Raw genomic sequence first — 16,579 nt, 5'->3', positions numbered from 1 at the left:
GACTTTAGTACTCTCAAACTCCGCTACAGTCGGTTTATAGTTAACCGCTCTAAGTATGGGTTCAAAAGAGAGCTGTCCAAATAGTTATTCATTTACGATAGGAACAAATATGTTACTCCTAACCACAGCGCAGCTATCAAGCCCTAAATCTCTATCAAGCGTTACTGACGCTGATAGCAAGCCTGTTTTTAAGAAGCGCTTAGAGAGGAATACTGATAGACGTTTCATATTAAAAAAAGCTAAAGCAATGGCTCTAATACTAGCCATAGCGGGATTATCATTTTCAGCGGTAGGCTGCGCCACTCTGAATGCCCTTGAGCCCACAGCTGTGCTCATCTCCGATATGAAAGATATTTTATGATAATTTTATCGCTATAGGAATGGCGCTATTTATGAACATGTTGGGAAAATTCGGCTAATAAAAATCTCTTTGCAAGAAAATCTATTTTTGATAACTGATCTTACTTTTGATCTTACTTTAAGACTTAGGAAAATTTATGTCCTCAATAATATGCACTTATAATGCTAATAAAACGCCCACCGCTTCTCATTCTAAAAGGGTTGTCAAAATAATTGTCGCTATGATTATGACTACTTTACTAGTATCAACCGTAGGCTGTAATACTACGCAAGGCTTCAAACCAACCGCTAGTGTGATGGTTGGGGGACATAAATCCATATAATATCCCATATTTATCGGTTGATTGTTCGCTCTCTTTATTCATAAATCTTATAAGTAGAAAACCTTATGCCTTGGTCTTTATTCGCTCCATCATTGCCATCCCCTTTATCCAAATATTCTAAAAAGTCAAAGCTAGGTATTGCTTGCGCCCTTGCTATAGCCACGACTCTTACTGGCTGCCAGACAACGGCTAACGATACAGCGACATCAACTGATAATACGCCTAAGAGTGAATTAGCAGCTGATAAATCGCAAACCTTGGCTATGGATATGTCCGGTCGGCATGAATATCAGTTAGATAATGGCTTAAAAGTTATTATCAAAGAAGATCACCGTGCGCCTGTGGTGATGACCCAGATATGGTATCGAGTGGGTTCAGCCGATGAGCCCGTTGATAAAGGCGGTATCTCTCATTTGCTTGAACATATGATGTTTAAAGGTACTACCAACGTTTCAAGCGCTGACTTTGAGCGTCTGATTGCCAAATTTGGTGGCAGCAATAACGCTTTTACCAGTTACGACTATACTGGTTATTACGAATTATTCCCAGCTAATCGCTTACCCTTGGCGTTAGAGCTAGAAGCGGACCGCATGACCAATGTTATCTTTGATGAGCAAGCGTTTGCTAAAGAGCATCAGGTTGTTATGGAAGAGCGCCGTCAACGTACCGATGACAATCCACTTGCCAAAGCGTATGAGTCGTTTCGTCTGTTGGCGCTACCTGATAGCCCCAAAGGCGAATCAGTTATTGGTCCTATGAACGAGCTTGAATCTATCACCCTTGCAGACTTGAAACAGTGGTATAAGACCTGGTATGCGCCTAACAATGCTACCTTAGTTATTGTGGGCGATGTGGAGCCGCAACAAGCACTAGCACAAGTTAAAAGCTATTTTGGAGAATTAACACCCAGTAATTTACCTAAGCGTCCCGCTGTCCGTCAGCAAGGTTTCCGTGGTTATCAGCAAGTCAGCTCCGAGCAAGCCGTTGAGGTGCCGGTACTATTAATGGGTTATAACGTACCGAGCTTATTGACTACGGATAACGAGAACCAAGCTTATGCGTTATCTTTAGCACAAGATGTGTTAGACGGCGGGCTATCCGCTAGGCTTGAGAGTCGATTGATACGTGAACAGGGTTTGCTGACTACTGTCGGCACCTCTTATGACTTGCTTGATCGCGGCGACGGATTATTCTTAGTGCAAGCGACGCCGCGTGAAGGGGTGAGTTTGGAGCGTGCGCAAAAAGCTATCATGGCTGAGATTGACAAGTTGGCTACTGACCCTATCAAGGCTGAGGAGATTAGCCGCGCTAAGACCAACACCATGACAGGTCTGATTTATGCTCAAGACAGTATGGCAGGACAGGCTCGAATGATTGGCTCATTACAAACTATTGGTCTTGATGATAGGTTGCTGGCAGAGCTACCAAACAAGCTGGATAAAGTTACGGTTGCAGACATAAAAGCCGCCAGCAAAAAGTATTTGGTAAACAATAACTTAACCGTTATGTATATCGTACCGCCTAATAAAGAAGGCAATGCGGCTAAATAACGGTTATGAATAACGCAGCCAATCATCCAAAATACGCTAACCCTTAATAGTTAGTAAAATAGTTGCTAACTATTAATAGCTATTAACCCTGCTTTGATAAGAAGAAAATTATGCCTTATAAAACCCTAGTGTCTACTAAAGATTCAGACGCAAAACCAAACGCTCAATCTGCTGTAAACAAAAGACTTCATATCTCTAAGACTAAGCGCCGTTTTTACTTAAAATCCGCTTTATTATTAAGTCTCTCAGCACTCATTACTCCAGTCTATGCTGATGATTATATAGAGGATCGTAGTCAATCCAGTGCGACGCTAAATCCCGATGCGCCGATTGCTGCCCTAGCTACTCTGCGCAGTTTGGATGACGTAAAACCACTACAAATGAGCGTGCCAGATATCCAGCATTTCAAAACCACGGCTGGCGTTCCAGTGGCTTTTGTACGTGCCACCACCTTGCCGATCGTTGATATTGATTTACGCTTCAATGCCGGTAGCGCACGCGATAGCAGTTTACGTCCAGATGGCTTTGGTATTGCCAATATGACTGCTACCATGCTGTCGCAAGGCACTGATAAACTAAACGAAGATGACTTTACCCGCGCGGTTGAAACCTTGGGTATCAATCTGGGTAGTAGCGCCTATAAAGATATGTTTATTGTCTCTCTACGCAGCTTATCTGATGACGAGCATCTGCTGCCTGCTATTGACTTGATGACCCAAATGTTGACTGAAGCTAGCTTTGATCAGCAGATTTTAGCTCGTAATAAAGCTCGATTATTGGTCGGCCTGCAACAACAAAAGCAAGATCCGGGTAGTCTTGCCAGTTTGGCATTTCATAAAGCTTTGTATGATGAGCACCCTTATGCTCAGCCAACGTCCGGTACCCTTGAGAGTGTGCCAACTATCGATCGAGATGATCTAACTGATTTTCAAAAGCGTTATTTAGTCGCAGCCAATGCTTCTCTTGCTATGACCGGCAACCTAACTTTAGAGCAGGCTAAAGAGCTCGCTGAAGCTATCACTGCCAAACTACCAGTTGGTAAGGCAGCGGCTACTTTACCTGAACCTAAACCGTTGACCAAAGCCCAGCATATTCATATTCCTTTTCCTAGTACGCAAACTACGGTACTCATGGGTCAATTGGGTAATAAGCGCGCTACCAATCCTGTTGCCCAGCAGCAGCAAACCAACTTTGCGGTTGGTAATGAGGTCTTGGCTGGTGGGGATTTTAATGCCAGACTGATGACTGAGATACGTCAAAACCTTGGCTATACTTATGGTATTTCAGGCTCAATGAATCCAATGCTGGCACGGGGTCCTTATCAGATTGGCTTTTCTACTCGCACTGATAAAGCTCGCGCTGCTATTGATGCCAGCTTAGCGGTCATTGATAACACTTTAGAGAATGGCATTAGCGCCAATGAGATGCGCCTAACTACTGACAACTTAAAGAATAGCTTTCCGATGAGTTTTGCCAGTAACGCTGGGATTAATGGTTTATTGGGGATGATGAATTTTTATAACTTACCTGATAGTTATTTGACCGATTACACTACTCGCATTGATAACGTGAAGCTATCAGAGGTTAATAAAACCATGCGTGAGACGCTCAGTCCTGATAAATTTTTGATTGTCACCGTAGGTCAAGATGATCCTTGGAGCACAATGCCTACTAATACTCCTGCTAAACCTTAAACTATCTAATATTTTAGACTTAGTCTACAACCTTAATAGAGACATCGTAACTGAGGCGCTTTGGTTTATAAGTGGCGCCATTATACGACAAGCGAATCACGTGTTTGTCATAAGCCGCCACTTCATAATCACCATTAGCAAAATCATGAATAGTAGGTACGATAAGAAGGGCCTCGAGTTGGTTGTTATCTAAACTAACAGCGATACGCTCACCGACTCTAGGATATAAAAAGTAATCACAGTGATTATTAACCATCACCTCAGAGCTACGCTTAATAATATGGTTATCAACCTGTTTTTGTAGTAATTTAGGGCAGATATCAGCACGTTTTGCCGCTAAACGTGCATAAGAGTTGACAATATTATCTTCGACCTCTTGCGCTTCTAGAGCTTTGTGTTCTGAGTGAATCTCATTAATAGCTGATTCATTACTCATCTGCTCTGAACTGCAAGCGCTGGGCAATAGTAATAATAGTATGGTAAAAGCGAACCCTATGTAAGCCATTGGCGCTCGAAATACTTTAGATCCTTTTATATATAGCAGCCATAATTTTTCTAACGCTAATTGCAAGCTTTCCATAAGTATCGCTCTACATATCTCTATAATTTGGCAATGAAGCTAACAATAAGCCTAAAACATTAATATTCGATAATTGTCATCAAAAATAAACTGTTATCAATGATTATTAGCAGTGCCTATTAAAGCACAGTTTTTTATATCGCATTTGCCTTTCGATGACCGATACGTATATTAAAGCCAAAAACTTATAAATTTAAAACTCTCTAATAACGACAAGCAGAGTAGTTAGCGGTATGCTGGGCGCCCCATTTGCGGTAGCCTTGAGTATCTAAATGGACAGCGCCGGTTGAATATATCCCCAAACCAAAATCATAATGGCTACCCTGATATTGCCAAAAACGGCATAAATTATCCTGCATTTCACTAGTACGCCACGAGTTACCCTCATATTCAGGCACCCAAATATCCAAAGCCCCTGCGGTCATATGTTTACTACTATTAGCTCCGCCCGCGCAGCTATTAAGTCCTGGACTACGGTATACCGAACGAATCTCTGTAGTAGACGGTAAGATGCCTTGTCCTTTGAGCGCATTATAAAGCTTTATAGTAGGCACAATATTCGACCATAGCTCCTGCGGTGGCAACTGATAAGGTTCATATCCGCACTTGTCCCAACTGCGAGCAGTCGTTAACAACTGGTTCATTGGCGGAACATTATGAGCCCCTACCTGTGAGCCTAGATAACGCTGAAAATTGGCCACTTGTTGAGCACGGTACTGGCTACTATTCAGCCAGCTATTAAAATCCATAGCCCTGCCAGGAGCTTGATAGCTATAGTCGTCCTCATAATCATAGCCATTATCCACCGTTCCATAACGGGTATCATAACGATTACTAACTGCAGGTCTGTTGATCCTAACTCGTTTGTTTTCTTCAATAGATAGCTTGGCATCAAATTCAAATTCACGTTGTTTTTGATTAATGAGACCTTGCAAGCTATCACCACCTAAATTGGTACGATATGAGTCATCACTGGGTCTATTACGATTGTCAGGAGCAATATAAGCATTGTTACTGTTTCCATGACGCACCTGAATACGGCGCTCATTATCGGAACTCAATATCGCCGCCTGCGTACTAGCCATCCCTATAAATAAGGACAGGGTAAGAACAGTGCTGGTTTTAAGAATAGTCATATTAATTGGTGTCGAAGAGTGGGTATTGAAAGTTGAAAGGATTATTTTTTTAATTAATAATAGTTATCAGCGATCAGTAATGTTTATCTGGGAGTCGTTAAAAGCGTGCTGAATAAGTTCTCATTGAAACCTATTACTGATACTATCAAATTTCAGATAGCCAAGCTAAACTATTGCCACCTATAATAGCTAATAATATTTTTATTAACATTTTTCATGATAACTCTTTATAATTAGGTGACTTTATTACGCTTTAGTGTCTGATAATAGCAGCCCAAATGGATTGTTTTCATTCAGTTTCATCACTTTTACTTAATCATTTAATTACTTAGTTATTTAACTTAGGTCGTGTGCCTTAAGTATTGGCACTTATCTAAATATTATACTTTACTTATAGTTTTTTATTAGTCGTCCTTATCCTTTCTCGCTACCTGATAGCCCGTTACGCTTATGTCCTTGAACCCGCAGTATCGCTTTTCACGTCAAAGTCATCATTTTGGCCAGCGCCATCAATCGACGTTGTGGCAACAAATCCATATTGACCCTTGGCTAACTCTACTACTATTAGCCATTTGCTGTATTGGTTTAACCATTTTATACAGTGCCTCTACTCAAAACGTAGATATGGTTATGCGCCAAGTAATTAGTTATGGGGTGGCTTTTGTGGTTATGTTTATCATGGCACAAATCCCCCCCAATTTTTATCGCTCTTTTACACCTATATTTTACGTATTAGGATTAATATTGTTGGTGCTAGTCGATATTATTGGTGAAGTCAGAATGGGTGCTCAGCGCTGGATTAATCTACCTGGATTTGGGAGTGTACAGCCGTCCGAATTTATGAAGCTGGGCATGCCTATGATGTGCGCCTGGTATTTATCCAAGCGTGACCTCCCCCCTTCTCTCTCTAGTATCGTCGTAACCTTAGCTATTATTATAGTGCCGGTGTTACTTATCGCTAAAGAGCCTGATCTTGGCACTTCTTTATTGGTAGCTGCTAGCGGTATTTTCGTGCTGTTTTTAGCAGGATTATCTTGGTGGATGATCTCAGGCGCAATCGCTTTATCTATTCCATTAATCGCTTTTGCTTGGCATTTTTTATTGCACGACTATCAGCGAACCCGAGTCTTGACCTTACTCAATCCGGAAGCTGATGTTCAAGGAGCGGGCTGGAATATTATTCAATCTAAAACCGCCATTGGCTCAGGCGGTCTTAGTGGCAAGGGTTATCTTGATGGCACTCAATCGCACTTACACTTTTTGCCTGAAGGTCATACTGACTTTATTATCGCCGCCTTCGCTGAGGAGTTTGGATTATTTGGCGTAATGCTATTGATGTTTGCCTATGCTTGTTTATTAATACGGGCTCTATATATTACCATCACCCACCCCGATACTTATAGCCGTCTCTTAGCAGGCGCTATTGCTATGTCATTTTTTGTCTATGTGTTCGTTAATATTGGTATGGTAGGTGGCATTTTGCCCGTAGTAGGGGTGCCTCTGCCATTTGTCAGTTATGGCGGCACCGCTATCGTAACCTTGATGGCAGGTTTTGGTCTATTGATGTCAATCCACACGCATAAAGCCGTTTAATAAGAGGCTCAGATAAAACAGAAGATTTAAAGACGACGGCCATATTAAGCTTTTAAAATTTTTATTAATGGACAGTATAATAAGGGTTGAAATAGCTCTACGATGGATGCACATAGCCAGCAGCAATTATAGATTATTAGCATTACGTACGGCCTGTAGCTAGGTTGTTTTTAGTCTATTTAGCTATCTATAGCTTATTTTATTATTAAATATAAGTTAATGAATTTAATAAGAATCCGGAAAGATAAAAAATCATAAGTAATTGATATTGTTAGTATAATATACCTAAAACCATCTAAAAACCTCTTTGTAAACCTACTTATTACTCCCTAGTTTTTTTAAATATTAATACTTGTTTTTTATAAAATTTTACGTTACTCTCATTCTTACTGCTTTTAATACATAACCTATACATTGCCACTAACAAAAGTAGCAATTGATTATATTTAGGTCACAGCTTGATAGTAAAGTTGTAAATTGAATTTTTAGTGGATACTATTATTATTCGATAAAGTACTTGACTTACTAAAGCACTGATTTTATAGAACATAGCAAAATATAATGATTACTTAATAAACTTAGAAAACTTTAACAATCGTGGTCTTGCGATCATAACTCTAATATTTTTTAAATTGAGCCGTCATTAAGCATTTTGCATTAACCTTTTGTCGTTTAAATCTATTCAGTGAAGCCTTCTACATTAATTGTAGTTCGCCTATCTAAAATAGTTATATAAACAATAATGAAATAAAATTAACCATATTGTAAAACCAATAAAGCTGATTTAAGTACTCCCTTACCATTATGTAAGTTCGACACTTAAACTCTCACTTTAGAGCGTGAAAAAACCCTGGATTGGTCTAGGATTATTTAGCTCAAACAATAGTTACACCTTAGGTTTTATAGTATAAGTTACAGAGGTATTTATGAATAAGCGTCTATCTGGTTTACTCACAATGTCAGTATGTTTATTTGCTGGTTCTGCGGTAGCTTCTAATGCCAATGCAGTAGAATCCACTTTATCAGCGAAGACGTTGTCAAAAGATAACGCCTCCCATATCGATCGTGTCCTAGGTGAGCTTACTCGTCAACACGATAGCGCATCAAGCTTAGTTAAATCAGCACGTCAACCGACATCACTTGCTCTTAATAGCTCTTTATTAGCTAATGACACCAGCCAAGTATCAAATGATGAAGATGTCTTAGAGCGCTTAACAGCAGTGGCTTCTAACTCTGTCAGCAAGTTCAAGCAAACAGGGCTTGCCTCTTGGTACGGTCGTAAGTTTCATGGTCGCAAAACTGCCAGTGGCGAAACTTTCGATATGAACGGTTTAACCGCAGCCCACCGCTCCTTACCACTGAACTGCTATGTCAAAGTGACCAACAACAATAATGGCAAAAGTGTGGTGGTCAAAGTAAATGATCGCGGTCCATTCCATGGCAACCGAGTATTAGACTTATCGTATGGCGCTGCCAAGCAATTGGGTATCACTAGCAAGGGCGTAGGTAACGTAGCGATTGAGCGAGTTTCAGGCCCATAAACTGCTGATTGATTCCATATAATATATAAACCAAAAAAAGCGCCTAGCTACTCGTAAGCTAGGCGCTTTTTTGGATAATTTTTTGTAGAAAATGTAAAGCTTAGGCTATTTTAAGTCATTAATTAACGATGTCAGCATCTATACTACGACTATAAGTTAAAACTATAACTCAAACGCACTTTCGAGAGCTTCATCTAAGCGCTCCACCGCAATCACATTGATACCTTTAAACTGAGCAGAGTTTTTAGCAGGCGCATTAGCTTTGGGAATAATGGCGTGGGTAAACCCATGCTTCATAGCTTCCTTTAAACGCTCTTGTCCATTAGGAACGGGTCTGATCTCACCTGACAGCCCTACTTCACCAAAAACCGCTAGTGATGAGGGCAGCGCTCTTTCTTTGATACTAGAAGCACAAGCTAAGAGTACCGCTAAGTCAGAACCTGTCTCTATAACCTTTACTCCGCCAACCACGTTGACATAGACATCTTGCCCGCTAGTATGAATGCCGCCATGACGATGCATAACTGCCAATAGCATAGATAAACGTTGGTAATCTAGACCTAAAGCCATACGCCTCGGCTGCCCTTGTGAGTCGTCAACCAGTGCTTGCACTTCCACCAACAAGGGGCGCGTACCTTCACGGCTAACCATAACTACTGAGCCTGCAACCGGCTTATCATAACGACTCAAAAATATAGCCGAGGGATTGGCGACTTCTTTGAGTCCCATATCAGTCATGCCAAAGATGCCCAGCTCATTGACCGCGCCAAAACGGTTTTTGACCGCGCGAATCATGCGAAACCGCGAATCAGACTGACCCTCAAAGTATAGAACGGTATCGACCATATGCTCAAGTACCCGTGGCCCTGCCAGTGTACCCTCTTTGGTGACATGACCAACCAAAAATAGCGCGGTGCCAGTCTGCTTGGCATAGCGCGTCAAAATAGCTGCCGACTCCCGAATTTGACTGACCCCGCCCGGCGCTGAATTAATCGCATCGGTATAGATGGTCTGAATGGAGTCAATAATAGCGATAGCTGGCTGCTCTTGGGTCAAAGCGGCGCAAATGGTCTCAACGTTGGTCTCGGCAAGTACCCGCAGTCGGTCCGCTGGCAAATCCAAGCGCTTCGCCCGCATGGCAACCTGCGCGAGTGACTCCTCACCAGTGACATACAGCGCACTGCCTGCTAGTGAGTCGCTACGTGCCATATTGGTCGCGGTTTGCAATAAAATCGTTGATTTTCCGATACCCGGGTCGCCACCGATAAGCACCACTGAACCTGCCACTAAGCCGCCACCTAAGACTCGATCAAACTCGCTAATCCCAGTTGGCAGACGCGTATCCAAAGTTACGCTGACCGCATTAAGCGGCATAACCGCACTGTGAGTTCCTGAGTAGTTCCCTGCTGGCGCACCACCGCCAACATTACGTGATGGCGTACGATTAGTTACTGATTTTGACGAAGTTTTATTATGATGAGGCATGCTAACATTGGGAGCCTCAACGAGACTGTTCCATTCTCCGCAGTCAGAACACTGCCCTGCCCACTTACCAAAATGAGCACCGCAGTTCTGACAGACATAGCTGCTTTTATTTTTTGCCATAGGATAAGTGCCTTGTACAAACGATAGAATGAATAAATATAAGATAAGGCACTATCATCAACTTATAGCATCCTAATAAAGGCCATAAGTATGAAGATAGTGTAGAATAATGCAGATAGATATAGTTATTTTATAAAGAGAAATAAAGGATAAAAAATTTAGGCTATGCTTTATTGTGCTATTTTTAAGAGGATTTATTTAGTATTAAAAGTTATAAAATGTTTATACTTTAAAATCCTCGCCTAGATATACGGTTCTAACCAGATCATTGCTCAGAATCTCTTCAGGCGTACCTTCGGCAATAATTGAGCCTTCTGAGACGATAAATGCTTTTTCGCAAATGGCTAAAGTATCACGAACGTTATGATCAGTGATAAGCACCCCAATACCGCGTTTTTTTAGGGTTAAAATAACCTCTTTAATGTCACCCACAGAGATAGGATCAACCCCTGCAAAGGGCTCATCTAACAAGATAAACTTGGGGTCAGCGGCTAGAGCGCGAGCAATCTCACAGCGACGACGCTCACCACCTGAAACGCTCATTCCCAAGGATTTACGGACATGTCCTAAATGGAACTCGCCGATGAGTTTTTCAAGCTCTTGGCGCTGCTCAGCGGCCGATAACTCTCCCCGAGTCTGTAAAATAGCTAAGATATTATCTTCAATAGAGAGCTTGCGAAAAATAGAGGCTTCTTGAGGCAGATAACCTATACCTGCACGCGCACGCTCATGCATAGCATATTTTGATAGATCCATCTTACCTAAGGTGACTCGGCCTTTATCCATATTCACTAAACCTACCACCATATAAAAACTAGTGGTTTTACCCGCACCATTGGGACCTAATAAGCCAACGACCTGCCCTTGTTCTACAGAAAAAGAGACGTCTTGAACCACCCAGCGTTTACCATAACGTTTACCTAAGTTTTGCATGACTAAGCGTGTGGAAGGTTCAGTAATGTTGCTCGATAACTGATGATCAGTATTCTTATGCTCACTCATAATTAACTCAGGCTATTACAAAATTTGGAGACACGTTTAGTCAAACGCATTAAAAGTATAGATAAATCAGACGTACAAACTAGCGTATGCTACTTTGATTGGCATTGCTATTAGGCGGCAATATTAGCTCAACACGCTGACTACCACCAGCGGTTGCTTCGACATCGCCAGCTTTAAGGCTATAACGTATGACATTACCAGAGAATTTTGCACCATTCTGATCTAATCTGGCGTTACCGGTCAAAGTAATAATGCCATTCATTGCGTTGTAATCAATCTTATTAGCCTGTCCTTTTGCCAGACCTTTCTCTTGGGTGACCACTTGCTGCATAGTTGCCGGACGACCGGTTGCAACCGCTGAATTGATACTGCGCTGCGGCGATAGATTAACCGTAATATTGTCAGCAGTGAGTTTTAGGGTGCCTTGAGTAATGATTACATTGCCAGAATAGCTGGTAACTCCTGTGCGCTCACTATAGGTCGCTCTATCTGCTAAGAGTTTAATCTCTTGGTTGGCGTCTGATGGTAAGGCGTGGCTATATAATGGAAAGGCCATTAACAGCGCTACGGGTAGCACCTGTAGACAACCCTGCATTTGCGATTGCTGCATAGATCGCCTGACAGATAAAAAGCTTAATTTCATAACAGTTACTCTTTTAATAATAGGTAATAGGGTCGACGAACACTAAATTTAACGTTAACTTTATAGTCAATAATATAGAAATTATTTAAAACGACAGCTTTCATTTAAATTAAAACAAAGCTTAAGTTAAAATAGAGCCTGATCCTGTCGCTCAGGAGGCATAAAGCTAACCGCAACTTGTCCAAATTCATACTCGCCGGTTTCAAGATTGGCTTTCATACTAGAAGCATCAAAACTATTCATACCCTGAACGACTTTTACCGGCTTGTCACTGTATACTTGCCGTGATTTAGTATTGCCTTTTAAAATCTGACCACTGACTTGAATGGGTGCAATATTACTATCGGCCTTGTCTTCGCTGATTAAAGTAAAGCCACCAGATAGTTGCAACTCACCGGTTTGCTGATTGATAGTAGCTGTACCCGCTTGAATACGGTAACGCTGCTCATCCGAGGGCTCCCAGTTCATAGTAACCCCAGACATCTCATCTTGATTGGTCACTGGATTATGGGTTAATGACTCTGCATTAAGCTCATACTCAGTCTCGCCCTGCTCATTAGTTTGTACCGCCTGAATATCTGTCGCTTCATAATCTACATCAGTGGGGGCAATACTGACTGGAGGCTCGATGTCCCCTTGCTTAGTAAAGAACCAACCTGCAAGAGCTGCAATGATCAACGCTAATATTATCAATACGCGAGTATTCACGATAAGTCATCCTGATCAGCTGGGGTTTCAGAAGTTAAGGTTTCATCCAGCACATAGTGAGCGATAAAGTCGTCATAATGACCATGACCTTTTAGAATAAGATCACAGACTTCACGAACCGCGCCATAACCGCCCGCACGAGTGGTTACCATATGACTGCGATTAATGACTTCAGCATGCGCGTTGGGCACAGTTGCCGCAAACCCTACCGTCTGCATCGCTTTAATATCTGGCAAATCATCACCCATATAAGCGCAGTCGCCCGCTTGGATATCATACTCGGTCTCAAGCACTAACAATAGCTCGTTCAAGGCAATCAGCTTATCATCACGCCCTTGCACCACATAATCGACCCCAATCTCAGAAGCACGCTTGTCGACCATCGGGCTACTACGACCGGTAATAATAGCGGTTAAAATACCATAACGCTTGAGCGACTTGACCCCAACCCCATCTTGTACCGAAAAAGCTTTGGTTTCAATACCGTTACTATCATAAATAATCTGACCATTGGATAAGATACCATCAACATCCATAACCAGCATCTTAACTTTTCCTGCTTTTTCGATTAAATCTTGCATAATCTATCTCTTATAAAACACTATTTTTTATCAAAAAAAACTATTACTTCACCCCAGCTTGTAGCAAATCATGCAGGGTAATAACCGCTTCTAAATGCTTATCATCGTCCATGACCAAAAGCTGAGTAATGCTATGCTCATTCATCACACTTAAAGCATCAGAGGCACGCATGGTTTTGCTAACTGAACGCGGATTGGTGGTCATCACCTCAGACATGGGCGTAGCTAAATCAATGCCTTTTTCTAATACTCGGCGCAAATCGCCATCAGTAAAGATACCCACCACCTTTTTATCATCACTATCATTATCAGTCACCACGGTCATGCCCAAACGCCCATTAGACATGATAAACAGAGCATCATTTAAAGGCGCTTGCTGGTGAATTAAGGGAAGGTTTTCCGAGCTGGTATGCATCAAATCTTGAACCTGAGTCAATAGCTGACGACCAAGCGCCCCAGCAGGATGCGATAAAGCAAAATCCTCTGAAGTAAAACCTCTTGCATGCACTAGCGCTACTGCCAAAGCATCCCCTAAAGCTAAAGTAGCAGTAGTGCTAGAAGTGGGTGCCAAATTCAGCGGACAGGCTTCTTGTGATTTGCCCAAGGTCAATACAATATCGGCTGCGCGTGGCAACATACCGCGTTTGTCACGACTGATACTGATCAAAGGAATAACTAAGCGTTTGACCACCGGCAATAGCATTTTAATCTCATCAGACTCACCCGAGTTAGAAATAGCTAATAACACATCGCCCTTCACCAGCATCCCTAAGTCGCCATGACCCGCTTCGCCAGGATGCATAAAAAATGCAGGTGTCCCTGTAGAAGCAAAAGTAGCAGCAATTTTGCGCCCTATTAAGCCCGACTTACCCATGCCTGTGACCACTACCCGACCTTTACATGCCAGAATAATATCGCAAGCTTGAGCGAATCTATCGTCTATTTGCTCAGTCAATAATGCTAGCGCAGATTTTTCAGTATTGATAGCCTCGATAGCGGTTGCAATAAACTGCTCGTGGGTAAGGTGGCTGGGATTATTATTCATTGCTCACTCGGTGTTGATTATTGATTGATGGCTTATTTTACTATATTCCGCCCAAGATTAATAACATCAAGCACAATCTCTGCTCGACCCCTTTTTGTCACTCATTCGAGTTTGTGACACATTTTAATATGGAAAAGAAAGCACCGATACAAAAAAGACCCACTATATAGCAGGTCTAACAAATAATAGCATAATTATTAATTACCACCAGAACTAAGCTAAAGCCTTAATATTCTGGTGGTTAACACAGGCACCTTAATGTTAGGTGTTATCGTCATTATTTTCTGTCGTTTGGTTCTCAAAGCCTGGGCTTTCGGTCCGCTCTTCAAAACCACGATCTTGACCTAAGCCACCGCGCTCAAAGCCTCGATCTTGACCGAAGCTTCCTCGCTCAAAACCCCGCTCTTGACCAAAACCACTACGATTAAAACCGCTGCGGTTAGAAGCAAAGCCACGCTCTTCAAAGCCACTACTCGTAGCGCCACCACGATCAAAGCCACCGCTGATACCACCGCCTTGATAACCACCAACACTACCTTGTGATTGCATGCCAGTAGTTGTGGTACCACCAGTACGAGGATTGCGTGCAGGTACAACAGTCGAAATAGCATGCTTATATACCATTTGACTGACGGTGTTTTTGAGCAGTACCACATACTGGTCGAACGATTCAATCTGACCTTGCAGCTTGATACCATTTACCAGAAATATAGAAACAGGAATGCGATCTTTACGCAAAGAGTTCAAAAACGGATCTTGTAAGGTTTGTCCTTTTGACATGGAATTTCTCCTAATTATTATCTAATTATAATGTGCTAATTCAATTATAATGGTTATATGCAGATACCGTAATAAGTTTTATTAATAATACGTATCTAAATCAGCATTTATTTTTCTTGAATCGTTCTACTTTATCGTTAATACTGGTCTATTGTAAGTATTTTAAGTAACTACTTGTTTCTAACAATAGCCTTTATAGCCTATTTGTTAGCAAATTTTTAGAACTGTCAATACTCTAATCTATATTATCATGTATAGCGATGATGGTAATGATATTAACGACTTTTAAAGTAAATATTCTTCCGCCTGCGTCATAGTGGTTAGTGAACTTACCTTTATATTATAACCTTCATCATCTGATAAATCTGATGGTGCTAATGAAGTTGGAAGCTCAGAATCAACCAGCTTGGTCAACTTTCGCAGCCATGTATATTGACGCTTTGCCAATTGTCTGGTGGCGTATAATGATTTATCTTGCATTTTCTGATAAGCAAGCCGCTCTTTTTGAGCACTGACTACTAATGGATCATTACTGTTTGCAGAGCTATTAAAAGCATCGTAAAACTTTTGCTTATTTACATGCGGCTGCTCAAATATAGGGTGATTGATTTGTACTAAATACTCTAGCACCTGCCGATAACCCACACAGCGCATAGCAGGCATATCGGGAGTTAAAGTATAGCGCTCAAGTAAACCAATAACTTCACCGACCAATCCCTCATTCCACATAATATCTAAACGCTGAGCAATACGCTCATGTAACCAAGCTCGTTCCGGCATAACGACTAAAGCATGCCATTGTTGCTTGGGGTTATGAGCCAATGCCCGTTTAGGCTGTTGCTGCCATTTACTTATCGGTATTTGAGTTTGTAAATAGACTTCAACCGCGCGAGTAATACGCTGACTATCAGTAGCTTTTAGGCGCGCATGACTGATAGGATCGACCTTAGCTAAATAATCATATAATGTATCAATACCATCGGTTTGTCGCCACTGCTCGACTTGCTCACGTACGTTGGCATCACTATCAGGTACTGGTGACAGCCCCTCAAGTAGCGCCATGTAATACATCATCGTACCGCCTATTAATAACGGTATTTTACCTTTTTGATGACACTTATCGATAAGTCTCTCTACATCGCTGACGAATTCAGCTACGCTATAGCTTTGGGTCGGGTCAATGATGTTGACTAAATGATGAGGATAACGCTCAAGCTCAGCGGCGGTTGGTTTAGCAGTACCGATATTCATATCGCGATAGATCAGTGCTGAATCTACCGATATCAGCTCATAACGCCCTGTATCATATAATTCATAAGCCAATGCCGTCTTACCACTAGCGGTAGGCGCCATCAGGCATACCACGCTATTATCCTGCAATTTATGAGACGATAACACAGATGAAGAATGCATAATGATGCCTTAGCAGTATTATTAC

The 16,579-nt window shown here is 41.8% G+C and carries 16 protein-coding genes; 6 read left to right on the top strand and 10 right to left on the bottom strand.

Annotated features, from left to right (window positions below):
• Positions 1-109: 109 nt before the first annotated feature.
• The 4 genes from JMX18_RS02850 to JMX18_RS02835 all read left to right on the top strand — a co-directional run bounded on the left by JMX18_RS02850 (position 110) and on the right by JMX18_RS02835 (position 3,927).
• On the top strand, positions 110-361 hold the full coding sequence (locus JMX18_RS02850) for a hypothetical protein (protein ID WP_201583701.1): 252 nt from the start codon (positions 110-112) through the stop codon (positions 359-361).
• Positions 362-497: 136 nt separating this feature from the next.
• Positions 498-683 (top strand): hypothetical protein, encoded by a 186-nt coding sequence (locus tag JMX18_RS02845; RefSeq protein WP_201583698.1) that lies wholly within the window; start codon positions 498-500, stop codon positions 681-683.
• 65 nt (positions 684-748) lie between these two features.
• A complete protein-coding gene (locus JMX18_RS02840) occupies positions 749-2,233 on the top strand; it encodes a M16 family metallopeptidase (RefSeq protein ID WP_201583685.1) in 1,485 nt (494 codons plus the stop codon).
• Between the two features lie 110 nt (positions 2,234-2,343).
• The gene (locus JMX18_RS02835) at positions 2,344-3,927 is read left to right on the top strand and encodes a M16 family metallopeptidase (RefSeq protein WP_201583682.1); all 1,584 of its coding nucleotides are present in this window, start codon (positions 2,344-2,346) and stop codon (positions 3,925-3,927) included.
• Between the two features lie 19 nt (positions 3,928-3,946).
• Here the strand turns inward: JMX18_RS02835 and JMX18_RS02830 are convergent, their stop codons facing one another.
• Positions 3,947-4,507: a hypothetical protein gene (locus JMX18_RS02830; protein ID WP_201583679.1), complete on the bottom strand. Its 561-nt coding sequence runs from the start codon at positions 4,505-4,507 to the stop codon at positions 3,947-3,949.
• Positions 4,508-4,710: 203 nt separating this feature from the next.
• Entirely contained in the window at positions 4,711-5,643 is a 933-nt protein-coding gene (locus tag JMX18_RS02825; protein ID WP_201583676.1) for a D-Ala-D-Ala carboxypeptidase family metallohydrolase, read from the bottom strand.
• A gap of 450 nt (positions 5,644-6,093) precedes the next feature.
• Here JMX18_RS02825 and rodA point away from each other — a divergent pair, with 450 nt between their 5' ends.
• Complete coding sequence (gene rodA / locus JMX18_RS02820; RefSeq protein WP_201583673.1) at positions 6,094-7,236, top strand: rod shape-determining protein RodA; 1,143 nt, start codon at positions 6,094-6,096, stop codon at positions 7,234-7,236.
• A 926-nt stretch (positions 7,237-8,162) separates the two neighbouring features.
• Positions 8,163-8,777 carry a septal ring lytic transglycosylase RlpA family protein gene (locus JMX18_RS02815; protein ID WP_201583670.1) on the top strand — a complete coding sequence of 205 codons (615 nt, stop codon included), beginning with the start codon at positions 8,163-8,165 and terminating at the stop codon, positions 8,775-8,777.
• A 162-nt stretch (positions 8,778-8,939) separates the two neighbouring features.
• Here the strand turns inward: JMX18_RS02815 and radA are convergent, their stop codons facing one another.
• From radA to miaA, 8 genes are all read right to left on the bottom strand, one after another.
• Entirely contained in the window at positions 8,940-10,382 is a 1,443-nt protein-coding gene (radA, locus tag JMX18_RS02810) for a DNA repair protein RadA (RefSeq protein WP_201583667.1), read from the bottom strand.
• Positions 10,383-10,604: 222 nt separating this feature from the next.
• Positions 10,605-11,315 (bottom strand): LPS export ABC transporter ATP-binding protein, encoded by a 711-nt coding sequence (gene lptB, locus JMX18_RS02805; protein WP_455237841.1) that lies wholly within the window; start codon positions 11,313-11,315, stop codon positions 10,605-10,607.
• 148 nt (positions 11,316-11,463) lie between these two features.
• Positions 11,464-11,979: a lipopolysaccharide transport periplasmic protein LptA gene (gene lptA, locus JMX18_RS02800; protein WP_406947358.1), complete on the bottom strand. Its 516-nt coding sequence runs from the start codon at positions 11,977-11,979 to the stop codon at positions 11,464-11,466.
• A gap of 174 nt (positions 11,980-12,153) precedes the next feature.
• Positions 12,154-12,735 (bottom strand): LPS export ABC transporter periplasmic protein LptC, encoded by a 582-nt coding sequence (gene lptC / locus JMX18_RS02795; protein WP_201583636.1) that lies wholly within the window; start codon positions 12,733-12,735, stop codon positions 12,154-12,156.
• Positions 12,732-13,316, bottom strand: a complete 585-nt coding sequence (locus JMX18_RS02790) for a KdsC family phosphatase (protein WP_201583619.1) — start codon at positions 13,314-13,316, stop codon at positions 12,732-12,734. The genes lptC and JMX18_RS02790 overlap by 4 nt, the downstream gene beginning before the upstream one ends.
• Before the next feature lie 43 nt (positions 13,317-13,359).
• The gene (locus tag JMX18_RS02785) at positions 13,360-14,361 is read right to left on the bottom strand and encodes a KpsF/GutQ family sugar-phosphate isomerase (RefSeq protein ID WP_201583616.1); all 1,002 of its coding nucleotides are present in this window, start codon (positions 14,359-14,361) and stop codon (positions 13,360-13,362) included.
• A gap of 261 nt (positions 14,362-14,622) precedes the next feature.
• Positions 14,623-15,141: an RNA chaperone Hfq gene (gene hfq, locus JMX18_RS02780; RefSeq protein WP_201583613.1), complete on the bottom strand. Its 519-nt coding sequence runs from the start codon at positions 15,139-15,141 to the stop codon at positions 14,623-14,625.
• A 285-nt stretch (positions 15,142-15,426) separates the two neighbouring features.
• The gene (gene miaA / locus JMX18_RS02775; RefSeq protein WP_201583605.1) at positions 15,427-16,554 is read right to left on the bottom strand and encodes a tRNA (adenosine(37)-N6)-dimethylallyltransferase MiaA; all 1,128 of its coding nucleotides are present in this window, start codon (positions 16,552-16,554) and stop codon (positions 15,427-15,429) included.
• Between the last annotated feature and the right edge of the window lie 25 nt (positions 16,555-16,579).

The sequence above is a fragment of the Psychrobacter jeotgali genome (assembly GCF_904846315.1).
In the GTDB taxonomy this organism is placed as follows: domain Bacteria; phylum Pseudomonadota; class Gammaproteobacteria; order Pseudomonadales; family Moraxellaceae; genus Psychrobacter; species Psychrobacter jeotgali.
Note: the sequence above shows the minus strand (reverse complement) of the source record. Positions and strands in the feature narration are given on the sequence as shown.